Genomic DNA, 16,624 nt, shown 5'->3' on the forward strand with positions numbered 1-16,624 from the left:
ATGAGGACTAGCTTATGAAAACTCGGATTATCACAGGGATATGGGCGGGCGCCATCTTTTTGGCGCTTTTGTACATCGGTGGACTTCCCTTTTTAGCGTTTATGGCAATACTAACGATTCTCGGTTATACCGAGCTCGTCCGGATGCGACAATGGAGCGGCTCGCGCATTCCACGGATTTTATTCGGGATCGGCACATTATTACCATTCGTCGGTATCTATGAAGAGGCAGTCGATCGGACACTCCCAATCGGACTTTCACCAATCGCTTGGGCAATGATCATTTTATTGATCGGTCTCTTTTGGAACGTGTTTTCGAAAAATGTCTTTACGTTCGATGATGTCGCCTTTTTACTGCTGACTGCCATCTATGTCGGTGTCGGTTTTGCATCGTTCGCCTACATCCGCTTACTCGAACACGGATTAACGTGGTCGCTGTTGATCATTCTCTTGATCTGGTTTACGGATTCAGGGGCGTACTTCGTCGGGAAACGATTTGGTAAGAATAAACTGTGGCCGTCAATCAGTCCGAATAAGACGATTGAAGGGGCAGTCGGTGGCGTGTTACTTGCCATCTTACTCGGTGTCGTGTTTGAAAGTATCGAACCGACAGTCGGTTTTGGAAAAGTCATTGTCCTTGCCATCATCGTTGCCGTCGTTGGGCAACTTGGTGACTTGGTCCAGTCCGCTTACAAACGCTATTATGGTGTGAAGGATTCTGGAACGTTACTACCGGGTCATGGTGGTATTCTAGATCGATTCGACAGCATGATGATCGTCTTTACGGTCCTCGTCGTACTCGATATCTTTGCTTGAGGAGGCGCTTCATTATGAAGAAAATCAGTATCATCGGTGGAACAGGATCGATTGGTACGCAGACGCTCGATGTCATTGCGGCTAATCCAGACCTTTTTGAATTGACGAGTTTTGCATTTGGACGCAACACGACGGTCGCCGTACCGTGGTTGAATCGTTTGCAACCGATGCTTGTCGGAGTCCAAGATGAGACAACACGTCAAGAACTCGAGCAACAGTTGACTTATCAGCCAACAATCGTCATCGGTGAAGAAGGATTGCTTGATATCGTGACGCATCCTGATGTTGATACGGTCATTACAGCGGTCGTAGGAGCTGTTGGCTTACGTCCAACGCTTGCCGCGATTGAGGCAGGTAAGACGATTGGTCTTGCGAATAAGGAGACACTCGTTACGGCAGGTCATCTCGTCATGAAGCTCGCGCGTGAAAAAAACGTGACGATTTTACCCGTCGATAGTGAGCATGCGGCGATTTTCCAATGCTTGAACGGTGAGCGGCGAGAAGATGTGCGTCAAATCATCTTGACGGCGTCAGGCGGAAGCTTCCGTGATCAATCACGTGAAGAACTGGCAGACGTGACGGTCGAACAAGCACTCGCGCATCCGAACTGGTCGATGGGAGCAAAAATCACGATTGATTCCGCAACGATGATGAACAAAGGATTCGAAGTCATTGAAGCGCACTGGTTATTTGATGTCGACTATGCGGACATCGATGTCGTCATTCATCGTGAATCCATCATTCACTCGATGGTCGAATTCAACGATGGAGCTGTCATGGCTCAGCTTGGTATGCCTGACATGCGAGAACCGATTCAGTACGCTCTTACATATCCGTCCCGCCTTGAAATCCAAGGGGGAGAACGGTTAAACTTAAAGGAAATCGGACGCTTACACTTTGCTGATGCATCATTTGATCGTTATCCCTTGTTACGACTTGCTTTTGAAGCGGGTCAAGCCGGTGGATCGATGCCATCAGTACTCAATGCTGCGAACGAACAAGCGGTGGACCGTTTCTTAAAAGGGGACATTCGCTTTTTAGAAATCGAAGCGAGCGTCGAGGCGGCGCTTCAAGCTCATGAGCTTATCGCCGAGCCTTCCTTGGATCAAATCCTTGAAGCTGATCGATGGGCACGTGAGTTCGTATCGTCTCTTACATTCGCTAACTAAGGATGGGATAAGTAATGACGACCTTTATTTCAATCGTGCTGATGTTCGGTGTACTCGTCGCCGTCCATGAATGGGGTCATCTCGTAATGGCGAAGCGGGCAGGTATTCTCTGTCGGGAATTCGCGATTGGATTTGGACCGAAGATCTTTTCAGTGTTTAAGAATGAGACGTTGTATACGGTTCGTCTGTTGCCGATTGGCGGTTACGTCAAGATGGCGGGTGAAGAGCCGGAACTCGTTGAGATCAAATCAGGTCAAACTGTTGGATTACAGTTAAAGGACGGCGTCATCGAGACGATTTATTTCGATGCGGATCAGCCACAAGTCGATCAAGTCGTTACTGTCGAGCGGATTGACTTGTTGCGTCAACTCGAACTCGTTGGATTACAAGACGAGACATCGGTTCGCTATCCGGTTTCACCGACAGCATTTCTCGTCGAAGGTCAGACACGGACACAAATTGCGCCGTATGACCGCACATTCGGTTCGAAATCCGTATGGAAACGCGTCCTTGCGATCGCTGCAGGACCGTTCATGAACTTTGTCCTCGCGTTTGTCATTTTATTCGGTCTTGCCTTATATAATGGCTCTCCAACGGGAGAAAGCGTCATCGGAACAGTACAAAAAGGTTCACCTGCCGATCAAGCAGGACTTGTTGAAGGTGACCGGATTGTCTCGGTCAACGGACAGGATACAGCCAAATGGACTGATTTACGTGCTGGATTCCAAGACCGTGCTGGAAAAGCGACAGAAGTAAAATATGAGCGTGATGGGAAAGAGACGACAACTGAAATCACGCCAAAAGTGCAACAGCAAGGAGAACAGAAGGTCGGCATCATCGGTGTTACGAATGAGACAGAAAAATCATTCGGAACAGCACTACAAACCGGCGTTTCAGAAACATGGCGGATGTCGACCCTCATCGTTGGAGCGGTTGGAGATCTCGTGACAGGTGTCGTTGGCGTCGATCAGTTATCAGGACCAGTCGGGATCGTCAAGATGACCGATCAGGTCGCAGATAGCGGGTTCTCGATGCTATTGACATGGACAGCATTGTTGTCCGTTAACTTAGCAGTCTTCAACTTATTGCCACTTCCGGCACTTGACGGAGGGCGACTGCTGTTCCTCTTCCTTGAAGCCTTACGCGGTAAACCGGTCGACCCTCAAAAAGAAGGATTGGTTCACTTCGTCGGTTTTGCGCTTTTAATGCTACTCATGCTCGTCGTCACTTGGAACGACATTCAAAAATTCTTTTAATTAATCACTCAGTCAAAGGAGTTCGTGACTCATTATGAAACAATCAAAACTATTCATGCCAACGTTGCGTGAAGTACCATCTGATGCAGAAGCCATCAGTCACCAACTCTTGCTTCGTGCAGGATTCATGCGTCAAAATGCCGCTGGGATCTATTCGTATCTCCCACTCGCAAAACGAGTTCTCGCAAACATCGAGACAATCATCCGCGAGGAATTAGAAGCAGCGGGTGCGCAAGAATTGCTGATGCCAGCGATTCAACCAGCTGAACTATGGGAAGAAACAGGGCGCTGGGATATTTATGGACCTGAATTGATGCGTTTAACGGATCGTCATGATCGCCGGTTCGCGCTCGGAGCGACGCACGAGGAACTGATCACTTCGATCGTTCGTGATGAATTGAACTCGTATAAAAAGTTACCGGTCAATCTCTTCCAGATTCAAATGAAGTACCGTGACGAACGTCGTCCACGTTTTGGTTTATTACGCGGTCGTGAGTTCATCATGAAAGATGCCTACTCGTTCCATTCGTCACAAGAGAGCTTAGACGAAGAGTATCAAAACATGTTTGATACGTATTCGCGGATTTTCACACGTGTTGGTCTTGAGTTCCGTCCAGTCGTCGCGGACTCAGGTGCGATTGGTGGTAGTGGAACACATGAGTTCCATGCGTTAGCAGCAATTGGTGAAGATACAATCGTCTATTCAGACCAGTCGGATTATGCAGCGAACTTAGAGATGGCAGAGTCAATCGATGCCTATCCGAAGCAAGACAAAGCACCAGAAGCGCTTGAAGAAGTGCATACGGCAGATGCGAAGACGATCGAAGCGGTCAGCGCACATCTGAACTTACCAGCTAACGAATCGATTAAGACTGTCATCTTCAAAACGGAACAAGGGCTTGTCATGGCACTTGTCCGGGGCGATCACGAAGTCAACGACATCAAGTTGAAAAACTACCTGGGTGCTCTCGACATCACGATGGCGAGCGACGAAGAGATTGAAGCAGCGCTTCACTCAACGCCTGGAACACTCGGACCGATCGGAGCAGACATGAAGATCGTCGCCGATTACGCAATCCGTGCCTTGACGAACGCTGTTTGTGGTGCGAACAAAGCGGAAACGCATTATATCCATGTCGACCCAAGCCGTGATTTCGAAGCCGACTATACGGATTTACGTTTCGTTGAAGAAGGTGACGCGTCACCAGACGGCAACGGCAACGTCAAATTCGCACGTGGTATCGAAGTCGGTCAAGTCTTCAAACTCGGCACACGTTACTCTGAAGGAATGGGAGCGACGTTCCTCGATGAAGGCGGTAAAGCGCAACCACTCATCATGGGTTGTTACGGCATCGGTGTCTCGCGGACATTGTCGGCAGTCGTCGAACAGCATTATGATGAGCGAGGAATCATTTGGCCAAAAGCGATCGCACCATACGATGTCCATTTGATCGTCGTCAATGGTAAAAATGCGGAACAGCTTGAACTCGGAGAGACGCTATATCGTGAGTTGACAGCTGCAGGATTCAGCGTCTTACTTGACGACCGGAAAGAACGAGCAGGCGTCAAGTTCGCCGATGCTGATTTGATCGGTCTACCGGTTCGTTTGAACGTCGGGAAAAAAGCGGCAGAAGGAATCGTCGAATTAAAAGCCCGTCGTGGTGGCGATGCAGAAGAAATTGGACAAGAACAAGTCGTTGAGGCTGTTCGTTCACTCTATGAAGGTTTAGAATAAAGTATGGAGACGGTCACTTTTCATAAAGTGACTGTTTTCTTGTCTCACACCCATTCGCCCCTTGGGCAATCCGCAAGAGGAGGAGGAGTTGCTGTCACGGTGTGAAGCGATCAGACAGCACAATTGCGAGTGGATACACAACAACGCATGTCACTGTTGCTGAGTGACTTGGAATTACCGAACGGTATCATTGAAGAATACTTTAACGAAGCAGTCCTTGAGAAGCTTCGCGTTAATAAAGCAAAAGCAACCTGGACATTTGAGATCCGCTTGCCACATGTTTTACCCCAAAACGTTTATCAACTCTTTACGAGTCGATTGACAAGCCGGTATCAGCAATTCGCCGAAGTCAAAATCATTCTACATGCGGATAGTCGACCAGACGAACGCATGTATCATGATTACTGGCCATATGTCGTACAAGATCTCGCGGATGTCTCATCCGCGATGCGGACACAACTCGGGCGTGTCTTACCAGAGTTCAAAGAACAGAAATTATTCATTCCGGTCCGAAGTGAACCGGAAGCAGGCTTCTTAAAAAGCAGCTTATGTGGTGAGTTACAGTTACTCTATAGTGCTTATGGATTCCCGAAATTCAACTGTGAACCGATTGTTCAAATCAACGAATCGAAACAAGAAGCGTTGCGCAATCAGGTGAAACAGGAAGACATGGAAGAAGCAAAACGAATGCTCGAGTTGCAATTCAAACGGGAACAATCGCGAGATGACGATGAAGGACCGGTTGAGATCCGGATTGGGAAACCGATTCAAGATGAGATTGTCCCAATCAAGACGATCCAAGACGAGGAACGACGGATCGCGATTCGTGGTCTCGTTTTCTCAGCTGAAAGTCGTGAACTGCGAAGCGGAAAGACGATCTTTACGTTCAAGATGACGGACTATACGGACTCCCTCGTCGTCAAGATGTTTGCGCGTGACGAAACAGACGTCAAGATTCTCTCAGCCATCAAAAAAGGGATGTGGATTCAGGCGGCAGGTCGCGTTGAGTTCGATACATTCCTACGCGATCTCTGTATGATGATTGCCCAACTTTCAGAAGTGAAGATGGAAGCACCGGCTGACCCTTGGGCAGGCGAGAAGCGTGTCGAGTTACATGCGCACTCGCAAATGAGTCAGATGGACGCTGTCATGAACGTGACGAAATACGTCGAACGCGCAGCAAAATGGGGTCATCCTGCTGTTGCGATCACGGATCACGCTGGTGCCCAAAGTTTCCCGGATGCCTACTATGCCGGAAAGAAAAACGATATCAAAGTATTGTACGGAATCGAAGCGAACGTCGTCGATGACGGGGTGCAAGTCGCCTATCATCCGGTGGAACGTAACTTAGATGACGCGACATTCGTCGTCTTTGACGTCGAGACGACTGGTTTATCGGCGATGTACAACAAAATCATTGAACTCGCAGCCGTCAAGATCCACGACGGTGATATCATCGATAAGTTCGAAGCATTCGCGGATCCGAAGCACCTGTTGTCGGCGACGACGATTGATTTGACAGGGATCACCGATGATATGGTCCGCGGAAAACCAGACCCGGAACAAGTCGTCAAGGAGTTCATGGACTGGGTCGGCGACTCGATTCTCGTTGCCCATAATGCTTCGTTTGATATCGGATTCTTGAATGCGACACTCCGGTCTGGTGGACACGATGAATCGGTCTTGCCGGTCATTGATACACTTGAGCTAGCCCGTGTCTTGATGCCGACGCTAAAAAATCACCGATTGAACACACTCGCGAAACGATTTGATATCGAATTGACGCAACATCACCGCGCCATCTATGACGCGGAAGCGACGGGATATTTGATGGTCAAGTTGCTTCAAATGGCAGATGAGATGTTCGACATGAAGACACACGCCTCACTCAACCGGGAGATGGGGAAAGATATCTCGCGGGCACGACCATACCACGCGACGGTCTATGCGAAGAACCGGACGGGCTTGAAGAATTTGTACCAATTGATTTCGATTGCTCATACGAAACACGTGCACCGTGTCGTCCGCACACCGCGCTCGCAACTCGTCGCGCACCGGGATGGTTTGATCATCGGATCAGCTTGCGATAATGGCGAAGTGTTTGATGCCGCTTTGAACAAGTCAGACGAAGATTTAGCGAAAGTGATGCAGTTCTATGATTTCATCGAGATTCAGCCACCCGCGATGTATGGTCATTTGATCGAGCGGGAAATCGTTCAGAATGAACTCGAACTGCGCGAACTGATCAAAAAAATCATCCGTGTCGCGGAAGAACATGATATCTTACCAGTTGCGACAGGGAACGTGCATTACCTCGATCAACATGACGCCACGTACCGGGAGATTTTGATCCGGACGCAAGGTGGAGCGAACATGCTGAACATGCGAAAACAACTGCCACCGGCACACTTCCGGACGACGAAGGAAATGATGGATGACTTCAAGTTCCTCGGGCCAGATGTATCGGAACGTCTCGTCATCACGAACAGTCAAGCCGTCGCGAAACAGTTCGAGAACATCGACATCATTCCAAAAGATCTCTATACACCAAAGATCGAAGGGGCGGATGAAGAAGTTCGGAACTTGTCGTACGATATGGCGCACCGGATTTACGGCGATACGTTACCGGAAATCGTCGAAGCACGACTCGAAAAAGAGTTGAAGTCAATCATCGGTCACGGATTCGCCGTCATCTATTTGATTTCCCATAAACTCGTTAAAAAATCACTCGACGACGGCTATTTGGTCGGTTCACGGGGGTCGGTCGGATCAAGTCTCGTTGCGACGATGACCGAAATCACCGAAGTCAATCCCTTGCCGCCACACTATGTCTGTCCGAATTGTAAGGAATCGGAGTTCTTCGATGACGGTTCTGTCGGTTCGGGATTCGATTTACCGGATAAATCCTGTTCGAAATGTGATATCCCGTTATTTAAAGACGGTCATGATATTCCGTTTGAAACGTTCCTTGGATTTAAAGGGGATAAAGTACCAGATATCGATTTGAACTTTAGTGGAGAATACCAACCGCAAGCACACGCCTATACGAAAGTCTTGTTCGGTGACGATTACGTCTACCGTGCCGGAACAATCGGAACGATTGCCGAGAAGACGGCGTATGGCTATGTCAAAGGGTATCAGTCGGAGAATGAGCTGACGTATCGGAATGCGGAAGTCGATCGTCTCGTCAGTGGTGTCACCGGCGTCAAACGAACGACTGGGCAACACCCAGGTGGGATCATCGTCGTACCGGACTATATGGATATTTATGATATTAGTCCGATTCAATATCCGGCAGATGATATGGGTTCTGAATGGAAGACGACACACTTTGACTTCCACTCGATTCACGATAACTTACTCAAACTCGATATCCTCGGTCACGATGACCCGACCATGATTCGGATGCTACAGGATTTATCAGGACGAGATCCGAAGACGATTCCGGTCGATGACCCGGAAGTCATGAAAATTTTCAGTTCGACGGAATCGATCGGCGTGACGCCGGAGCAAATCGATTCAAAAACGGGAACGCTCGGTATTCCCGAGTTTGGAACAAAGTTCGTCCGCCAAATGTTAGAAGAGACGAAACCGACGACGTTCTCGGAGCTCGTCCAGATTTCAGGACTCTCGCACGGAACGGATGTCTGGCTCGGAAACGCCAGCGAATTGATCTACAACGGAACATGTGAATTAAAAGACGTCATCGGTTGTCGAGATGACATCATGGTCTACTTGATCTATGCCGGTCTTGAACCGTCACTTGCTTTTAAAATCATGGAGTCGGTCCGAAAAGGGAAAGGACTCTCGATTGACATGGAAGAGGCGATGATCGAGAACGATGTGCCGCTCTGGTATATCGATTCTTGTAAGAAAATCAAGTACATGTTCCCGAAAGCCCATGCTGCTGCCTATGTCTTAATGGCTGTTCGGATCGCCTACTATAAAGTCCATCATCCAATGTATTACTACGCTTCGTACTTTACGGTACGTGCGGGTGACTTTGATATCGGTGCGATGAATAAAGGCTCTGCAGCCGTCCGGAAAGTCTTGCAAGACATCAAGGATAAAGGATTCGAGGCAACTGCGAAGGACAAGGGATTGTACACGGTTCTTGAAATCGCGCTTGAGATGATCGAACGGGGCTTTACGTTCCAAAAGGTCGATCTCTACCGCTCAAGTGCAACGGAATTCCTCATTGACGGGGATACGTTGTTACCACCGTTTAATGCCGTGACAGGTCTCGGGACGAATGCAGCGAAGCAGATCGTCGAAGCACGTAAAGGTGGCGAATTCCTCTCGAAGGAAGACCTCCAAAAACGTGCCAAGTTATCGAAAACGATCATCGAGACGCTCGATAACCTAGGCTGTCTCGAAGGGTTACCGGACGAGAATCAGCTATCCTTGTTCGACTTGTAAGCCCTTAGGAACACTTGCTTTGAGCGCTTTCCTATGCTATATTGAGTGAGGAAATGTTTTTTATACTACGACTTGGAAGGAGTAGGGGGACCTGCTCCTTTCTTGTTTGTTTTTTGAAGGAGGATGAAGATGACGAACGTAACGGAAAAGGTCGAAGCGCTCGCAAAACCAATCGTCGAACGAGAGGGGATGGAGCTAGTCGACGTTGAATTCGTCAAAGAAGGGGCGGATTGGTTCCTACGTGTCTCCATCGACAAAGAGGGTGGCGTGGATCTTGAAGACTGCGTCAAAATCAATGAACAGTTATCGGAAGCATTGAATGACAATGATCCGATCGACGAGCCGTATTACCTCGACGTCGCTAGTCCAGGAGCGGAACGTCCACTGAAGAAAGACGAGGACTTCGAAAAGGCGATTGGGAAACATGTGTATATCAAAACGCACGATCCAGTAAAGAATGCGGTTGAATTTGAAGGAACGTTGCTCGCGTACACACCTGAGATGCTTGAAATCGAAGTGCGTGTCAAAACAAGAAAATTGAAAATTGAGATACCGGTCGACAAGATTTCACTTGCGCGACTTGCGGTAATGTTCTGACGGAAAGGAAGAGAACGATGGGACCACAGTTACTCGAGGCGATCAATCAAATCGCGAAAGAGAAGGAAATTGACAAGAACATCATCATCGATGCGCTCGAACAGGCATTGATTTCAGCGTACCGACGCAACTTCGGAAAAGAATCGGAGGCTGTAAAGGTCGAATTCGACCAGCAGACAGGAGACATCCGTGTCTTCGCGCTCAAGGAAGTCGTCGAACGATTGACACAACCAGAAGAGCAACTTTCGCTTGAAGAAGCGCACGAGATCGATCCGACATATGAACTCGGCGATTTCCATAAAGTCGAAGTGACGCCAGGCGACTTCGGTCGTGTTGCGGCACAAACGGCGAAGCAGATCGTCACACAAAAAATGCGTGAAGCAGAACGTGAACGCATCTACAATCACTTCGCGGATCGTGAAGATGAGATCATGACAGGTATCGTTGAGCGTCAAGATGCACGCAACTTGTACGTCAACCTAGAAGGTATCGAAGCTGTCTTGACGACACACGAGCAAATGCCGAACGAGCGTTTCGGGATTCGTGATCGCATCAAGGTGTACGTCACGAAGGTTGATCCGATGGTCAAAGGATCAGGGGCATCGATTCTCGTATCACGGACACATCCAGGTCTCTTAAAACGTCTCTTCGAAATCGAAGTACCAGAGATTTCAAGTGGCGAAGTCGAAGTTAAGTCTGTGGCGCGTGAAGCGGGCGACCGTTCGAAAATCGCGGTCGCAGCGGACGACATCGATCCAGTCGGTGCATGTGTCGGGCAAAAAGGGGCACGTGTTCAACGCATCGTCAATGATTTGAACGGGGAAAAAATCGATATCGTCCGTTACTCGGATGATCCGAAAGAATATGTTGCGAATGCACTCAGCCCAGCTCAAGTCGTTGCGGTCTACGTCAACGAACCAGCGAAAGCGACGATTGTCGTCGTTCCGGATTTCCAATTGTCACTTGCAATCGGGAAACGTGGTCAAAACGCCCGTCTCGCAGCGAAGTTGACAGGATGGAAAATCGACATCAAGAGCGAGTCTGAAGCGGAAGCGATGGATCTCGAAGATGTCTTCGCGACGGAAGAGCCGGCAGTAGAAGCGGTCCAAGTCGAAGGCGAGGAATAATTCGTGCAAAAAAAGGTACCATTACGCAAGTGTGTCATCACACAAGAAATGAAGCCGAAAAAAGAATTAATTCGTGTCGTCCGAACACCTGAACAAGAGGTCGTCATCGATTTAAATGGTAAGATGAATGGGCGGGGTGCCTATTTATCGAAAGATGCGGCAGTCATTGCGACGGCGAAGAAAAAACGGACGCTTGATCATCATTTGAAGGTCAAGACGACAGATGCCTTATACGATGAATTGCTTGAAATCGCGGGAGGTACAAATGAGTAAATGGGAATCCCTTCTCGGTCTCGCGAATCGAGCTAGAAAAGTGACGACGGGAGAAGAACTCGTACTGAAAGAAGTACGAGGAGGACAAGCGAAGCTTGTTCTCTTAGCAGCAGATGCGGGGGCTGCCACGCGTAAGAAAGTCACAGATAAATGTACGAGTTATCAGGTTCCTTACCTAGAAGTCGCCGACCGGACGATTCTCGGTCAAGCATTAGGAAAGGATGCGCGTGTTGTCGTGTCAGTCAATGAAGCCGGATTTGCGAAAAAGCTAACTGAACTCCTCTCGAACGACTAATTGGAGGTGGATCCTTTGGGTAAACGTGTATACGAATTCGCCAAGGAACAAAACGTAACAAGTAAGCAGGTCATCACCCAGCTCGAAAAGCTGGAGAAACCAGTCAAGAATCATATGGCAGTATTAGATGAACAGACAGTACAGCAACTCGATCAAGTATTTAATCCCGAAAAATATCGGGCTCAAAAGACGGAGGCTCCAAAACAAGTGAAATCAGATAATAAACCGAACCGACCAGGAAGTACAAACAAACCAGCAGGTAACCAATCACGTAACAGCAAAGGCGGACGCCCAGAATTCGGCAACCGTAACAACCGTGGCGGCAAACGTCGTCCGAACCAAAAGAAAGCAGAACCGCGTAAACTCGAAGTAGCGGATCCGAACTCGAAGTCGAGTCAACGGAAAGCAGCTCGCCGGGCGCAAGAAGAGGCGATGGCAAACGTCGTTCAATACTCTGATAACTTGACAGTCGGTGAACTCGCTGAAAAAATGGCGAAAAAACCAAATGAATTGATCATGAAATTGATGGGTCTCGGTGTCATGGCGACAATCAACCAAGATCTTGATGACGAGACAGTCGAACTGCTCGCGACAGAGTTTGGTTTTGAAGTCGAAAAGACAGTCCAAGTCGATGAGACGGACTTTGATCAATATGAATTGAACCTTGACAAGTACGAATTGTCTGAGCGTCCACCGGTCGTTACGATCATGGGACACGTCGACCACGGTAAAACGACATTGCTCGACTCGATCCGTAATACGAAGGTCACTGCAGGCGAAGCCGGCGGGATCACGCAGCACATCGGTGCTTACCAAGTTGAGATCGACGGCAAGAAGATCACGTTCCTCGATACACCAGGTCACGCGGCGTTCACGACGATGCGTGCACGTGGAGCAGATGTCACGGATATCGCGATCATCGTCGTTGCAGCCGATGACGGTGTCATGCCGCAGACGGAAGAAGCGATCAGCCACGCGAAAGCAGCTGGCGTTCCAATCATCGTCGCGGTCAACAAGATGGATAAAGAGGGTGCAAACCCTGACCGTGTCAAACAAGAATTGACAGAGTTTGAACTCGTTGCAGAAGACTGGGGCGGGGATACGATCTTCGTACCGGTTTCAGCTCTTAAAGGAGACGGCATCGACGAATTGCTCGAGATGATCCTTCTCGTTTCAGAAGTTCAAGAATACAAATCAACACCAGATATGAACGGTCGCGGAACAGTCATCGAGGCGAAACTCGATAAAGGACGCGGTCCAGTCGCTACACTTCTCGTTCAACACGGAACACTTCGTGTCGGTGACCCGATCGTCGTCGGTCACACGTTCGGTCGTATCCGGGCAATGGTCAACGATATCGGTCGTCGTGTCAAAGAAGTCGGACCATCGACGCCAATCGAAATCACAGGTTTAAACGATGTTCCGAAAGCGGGCGATCAATTCTTCGCATTCGAAGATGAGAAAAAAGCACGTCAAATCGGTGAAGCACGTTACCAACGTGAAATCGAAGCACAACGTCGCGATTCAGCGAAAGTTAGCTTAGAAGATCTCTTCGACCGCATCAAAGAAGGCGAAGTTAAGGACCTCAACATCATCATCAAAGGTGACGTTCAAGGTTCAGTTGAAGCCTTAGCCGGTTCATTGAAGAAAATTGATGTCGAAGGTGTTAAAATTAACATCGTACACTCAGGTGTTGGTGCGATCACAGAAGGTGACGTTATCCTCGCCTCAGCAGCAAATGCGATCATCATCGGATTCAACGTTCGTCCGGATGGTAACGCGAAATCAATGGCAGATCAGGAGAAAGTCGAAATTCGTCTTCACCGGATCATCTACAATGCGATTGAAGAAATCGAGCAAGCGATGAAAGGTCTCCTTGATCCTGAGTTCGTCGAGAAAATCATCGGTCAAGCTGAAGTCCGCGATGTCATTAAAGTATCGAAAGTCGGTACGATCGCAGGTGGATATGTCACGGAAGGTAAGTTAACGCGTGATGCAGGTGTCCGTGTCGTTCGTGATAGTATCGTCATCTACGAAGGAAAACTCGATACACTTCGCCGCTTCAAAGATGATGTCAAAGAAGTCGCTGCTGGTTACGAGTGTGGTATTAAGATCGAACGTTATGATGATGTGAAAGTTGATGATGTCATCGAAGCGTTCATTATGGAAGAAGTCAAACGGAAGTAACAGAACGGAATCCATTCTTCCGAACTGGAGGGAACAAACATGAGTTTACGCTCGAATCGTGTCGCCGAACAGGTGCGTAAGGAAATTACGCAACTGCTCATCAAAGATGTCAAGGATCCACGCGTCAAGCCGATTACCGTCACAGGTGTCGAAGTGACAGGAGACTTGCAACAAGCTACGATCTTCTATTCGGTCCTCGGTGACGAAAAAGCACGTGAGGATGCGCGCATCGGTCTTGAAAAATCAAAAGGCTTCATGCGTAAGGAAATCGGATCGCGGATTCGTCTACGGAAAACACCTGAACTGTTGTTCGAGGTCGATTCTTCTGTCGAATACGGATCACGCATTGATGAGTTGCTTCGGAATTTGAACAAAGATTAACACCTAAGGCAACCACGCGTGTGGTTGCCTTTTTTTCAAGGAGGACATCACGTGGAACCCATCGGAGTATTACCACTAGATAAACCAGCCGGAATGACCAGTCATGACTGTGTCTTTCGTCTACGTCGCTTGTTTCAGACGAAAAAAGTCGGACATACAGGGACACTTGACCCGGAAGTAACAGGTGTCTTACCGATCTGTCTCGGTCGAGCGACGAAGCTTGCCCGGTTTATCACGGATGAAGGAAAACGTTACGCGGCGGAAGTGACGATCGGCTTCGCAACGACGACGGAAGATGCACACGGGGAGACGGTTCGTGAAACACCGGTCGAGCCCGGAAGTATTACTGAAGAGGCAATCGCTGATATTCTGAGCGCATTGACAGGGGAGATCGAGCAGACGCCACCGTATTATTCAGCAGTCAAAGTGAACGGGAAGAAACTATACGAATATGCACGAAAAGGCATTGAAGTCGAGCGACCGACACGGATTGTCCGTATCGATCGATTGGAACGGACATCGGACCTTGTGTTCGAAGATGGTCTTTGTCGCTTCCGCCTCGATATCGCCTGTGGAAAAGGGACGTATATCCGGACGCTAGCAGTCGAAATCGGAGAACGCCTCGGTTATGCCGCACACATGAGCGACTTACGTCGGACAGGTTCTGGTGCGATTGCTGAGACGGACACCGTCACACTCGAGACGCTCGAATCATACGAGACAGTCGAAGAACGGATGCAACACGTCCTACCGATCGAACACGTCATCCAAAAATGGCCACGATTGACGGTCGATGCAGCAACAGCGCAGCGTGTCTTGAACGGAGCAAAGCTGACAAGCATTCCAGTCGAATTCGAGCTGTTTACTGTCTATAATGAAGAGGACGTACCTTTAGCACTATATCGACGTCTTCCAGAAGAACAGGTAGCACGCGTCGAGGTCATGCTACAAATCGATTAAGATCGGAGAGAGCATCATGGACATCATACATTTGACATATCCGGAACAGCCTCAAAAAGCCCCTGCTGTCATCGCACTTGGCTTTTTTGACGGTGTACATCTCGGACATCAGCAAGTCATCGCAGCAGCACGGAAAGAAGCGGAGGCTCGTCGCCTGCCTTTGGCTGTCATGACCTTTGATCCACATCCGAAACAAGTACTTGGTAAAGGGGATGAACCGGTTCGCTACATCACGCCGCTTGAACGTAAATTAGAGAAAATCGAACGCCTTGGTGTCGATCGTGTTTATGTAATTGAGTTCACGATTCCTTTCTCGGAATTGTCACCGCAAGCTTTCGTCGATGAATATCTGATTGCGTCTGGAGCAGAGCATGTCGTCGCTGGATTTGATTATTCCTACGGTCGCTTCGGAGCTGGCAAAATGACGACGCTTGATTTTCATAGTCGGGGCACGTTCACACACACCGTTGTAGCAGAGTTCCAAGAAGAAGCAGAAAAAATCAGCTCAACCCGGATTCGTCGTTTACTTGCTGCAGGAGAAGTCGAACCGGCTGCACGTTTGCTTGGTGAACCCTACCAAATCAAAGGTACAATCATTCACGGTGACGCACGCGGTCGACAAATTGGCTTCCCGACAGCCAACATGCGCCCAGAATTCGCCTACGTCATACCGAAACTTGGTGTGTATGCGACATTCGTTCGCTTAGCGGACGGTCGTCGATTCAAAGCGATGACGAACGTCGGCAGACGCCCGACGTTTTATGAGACGGGAGACGTCAGTATTGAGACACATCTTCTTGACTTTGATGAGGATCTTTATGGTCAAGAATTGACGCTTGAATGGATCGCTTACTTACGCGATGAAAAAGCCTTCAATGGTATCGATCAATTGAAAGAACAATTGGCACGGGACCGTGAAGAGGCAAATACACGATTAAGCGTTTGACAGTACGGACAGGGTTCGTTATGATAGGTCAGTACGATCACGTACAGCCGATTCACTTGGCATCTGGTCTCACCATCCGATGCTCGGGAATACGGTCATTTATAAGATGGAGGTGGAGTGACAATGGCACTCACAAAAGAACGTAAAAACGAAATCATCGAAGCATATGCTACGAAACAAGGCGATACTGGTTCGCCGGAAGTACAAGTTGCTGTTTTAACTGAACAGATCACAACTTTGAACGATCACTTACGTACACACAAAAAGGATCACCACTCACGTCGTGGTCTCTTGAAAATGGTCGGTCGTCGCCGTAACTTGCTCACATACCTTCGTAACAAGGATGTTGCACGTTACCGTTCGTTGATCGAGCGTCTTGGTCTCCGTCGCTAATCCCGACGAGAACGAGGTAGGGAAGCAGGAGCATCGTCTCCTGTTTCTTTTTTTTGCCGATTCATGGACTT

General features: G+C 48.7%; 14 protein-coding genes. All 14 read left to right on the forward strand.

Annotated elements, in window-relative coordinates; translation table 11 throughout:
* Positions 1–14: 14 nt before the first annotated feature.
* The 14 genes from KNQ15_RS00945 to rpsO all read left to right on the forward strand — a co-directional run bounded on the left by KNQ15_RS00945 (position 15) and on the right by rpsO (position 16,553).
* Positions 15–815, forward strand: a complete 801-nt coding sequence (locus KNQ15_RS00945; RefSeq protein ID WP_214727207.1) for a phosphatidate cytidylyltransferase — start codon at positions 15–17, stop codon at positions 813–815.
* A 14-nt stretch (positions 816–829) separates the two neighbouring features.
* The gene (locus KNQ15_RS00950; RefSeq protein ID WP_214727209.1) at positions 830–1,984 is read left to right on the forward strand and encodes a 1-deoxy-D-xylulose-5-phosphate reductoisomerase; all 1,155 of its coding nucleotides are present in this window, start codon (positions 830–832) and stop codon (positions 1,982–1,984) included.
* A gap of 14 nt (positions 1,985–1,998) precedes the next feature.
* Complete coding sequence (gene rseP, locus KNQ15_RS00955; RefSeq protein WP_214727217.1) at positions 1,999–3,240, forward strand: RIP metalloprotease RseP; 1,242 nt, start codon at positions 1,999–2,001, stop codon at positions 3,238–3,240.
* Between the two features lie 34 nt (positions 3,241–3,274).
* Positions 3,275–4,975: a proline--tRNA ligase gene (locus KNQ15_RS00960; protein WP_047393839.1), complete on the forward strand. Its 1,701-nt coding sequence runs from the start codon at positions 3,275–3,277 to the stop codon at positions 4,973–4,975.
* A gap of 129 nt (positions 4,976–5,104) precedes the next feature.
* Entirely contained in the window at positions 5,105–9,394 is a 4,290-nt protein-coding gene (locus KNQ15_RS00965; RefSeq protein WP_483299349.1) for a PolC-type DNA polymerase III, read from the forward strand.
* Between the two features lie 129 nt (positions 9,395–9,523).
* Complete coding sequence (rimP, locus tag KNQ15_RS00970; protein ID WP_023468684.1) at positions 9,524–9,991, forward strand: ribosome maturation factor RimP; 468 nt, start codon at positions 9,524–9,526, stop codon at positions 9,989–9,991.
* A 17-nt stretch (positions 9,992–10,008) separates the two neighbouring features.
* Positions 10,009–11,118: a transcription termination factor NusA gene (nusA, locus tag KNQ15_RS00975; RefSeq protein ID WP_023468683.1), complete on the forward strand. Its 1,110-nt coding sequence runs from the start codon at positions 10,009–10,011 to the stop codon at positions 11,116–11,118.
* Positions 11,119–11,121: 3 nt separating this feature from the next.
* Entirely contained in the window at positions 11,122–11,391 is a 270-nt protein-coding gene (gene rnpM, locus KNQ15_RS00980) for an RNase P modulator RnpM (RefSeq protein WP_023468682.1), read from the forward strand.
* Positions 11,384–11,686: a YlxQ family RNA-binding protein gene (locus tag KNQ15_RS00985; protein WP_023468681.1), complete on the forward strand. Its 303-nt coding sequence runs from the start codon at positions 11,384–11,386 to the stop codon at positions 11,684–11,686. Before rnpM ends, KNQ15_RS00985 begins: the two co-directional genes overlap by 8 nt.
* A gap of 15 nt (positions 11,687–11,701) precedes the next feature.
* Positions 11,702–13,873, forward strand: a complete 2,172-nt coding sequence (infB, locus tag KNQ15_RS00990; protein ID WP_047393846.1) for a translation initiation factor IF-2 — start codon at positions 11,702–11,704, stop codon at positions 13,871–13,873.
* Between the two features lie 39 nt (positions 13,874–13,912).
* Entirely contained in the window at positions 13,913–14,254 is a 342-nt protein-coding gene (gene rbfA / locus KNQ15_RS00995) for a 30S ribosome-binding factor RbfA (RefSeq protein WP_023468679.1), read from the forward strand.
* A gap of 51 nt (positions 14,255–14,305) precedes the next feature.
* Entirely contained in the window at positions 14,306–15,214 is a 909-nt protein-coding gene (gene truB, locus KNQ15_RS01000; protein WP_047393849.1) for a tRNA pseudouridine(55) synthase TruB, read from the forward strand.
* A gap of 16 nt (positions 15,215–15,230) precedes the next feature.
* Positions 15,231–16,160 carry a bifunctional riboflavin kinase/FAD synthetase gene (locus KNQ15_RS01005; RefSeq protein ID WP_029342039.1) on the forward strand — a complete coding sequence of 310 codons (930 nt, stop codon included), beginning with the start codon at positions 15,231–15,233 and terminating at the stop codon, positions 16,158–16,160.
* Between the two features lie 123 nt (positions 16,161–16,283).
* Positions 16,284–16,553, forward strand: coding sequence for a 30S ribosomal protein S15 (rpsO, locus tag KNQ15_RS01010; RefSeq protein ID WP_023468676.1), 270 nt, complete (start codon positions 16,284–16,286; stop codon positions 16,551–16,553).
* Positions 16,554–16,624: the final 71 nt, after the last annotated feature.

This window comes from Exiguobacterium sp. s168, assembly GCF_018619035.1.
Taxonomy (GTDB): Bacteria; Bacillota; Bacilli; order Exiguobacteriales; family Exiguobacteriaceae; genus Exiguobacterium_A; species Exiguobacterium_A acetylicum.

What these genes read in the sequence shown, in the direction of transcription:
- KNQ15_RS00960 (WP_047393839.1), top strand. Translation starts at nt 3,275, where the DNA reads ATGAAACAATCAAAACTATTCATGCCAACGTTGCGTGAAGTACCATCT.
- KNQ15_RS00985 (WP_023468681.1), top strand. Translation starts at nt 11,384, where the DNA reads ATGAGTAAATGGGAATCCCTTCTCGGTCTCGCGAATCGAGCTAGAAAA.
- nusA (WP_023468683.1), top strand. Translation starts at nt 10,009, where the DNA reads ATGGGACCACAGTTACTCGAGGCGATCAATCAAATCGCGAAAGAGAAG.
- KNQ15_RS01005 (WP_029342039.1), top strand. Translation starts at nt 15,231, where the DNA reads ATGGACATCATACATTTGACATATCCGGAACAGCCTCAAAAAGCCCCT.
- rbfA (WP_023468679.1), top strand. Translation starts at nt 13,913, where the DNA reads ATGAGTTTACGCTCGAATCGTGTCGCCGAACAGGTGCGTAAGGAAATT.
- KNQ15_RS00950 (WP_214727209.1), top strand. Translation starts at nt 830, where the DNA reads ATGAAGAAAATCAGTATCATCGGTGGAACAGGATCGATTGGTACGCAG.
- rpsO (WP_023468676.1), top strand. Translation starts at nt 16,284, where the DNA reads ATGGCACTCACAAAAGAACGTAAAAACGAAATCATCGAAGCATATGCT.
- rimP (WP_023468684.1), top strand. Translation starts at nt 9,524, where the DNA reads ATGACGAACGTAACGGAAAAGGTCGAAGCGCTCGCAAAACCAATCGTC.
- rseP (WP_214727217.1), top strand. Translation starts at nt 1,999, where the DNA reads ATGACGACCTTTATTTCAATCGTGCTGATGTTCGGTGTACTCGTCGCC.
- KNQ15_RS00945 (WP_214727207.1), top strand. Translation starts at nt 15, where the DNA reads ATGAAAACTCGGATTATCACAGGGATATGGGCGGGCGCCATCTTTTTG.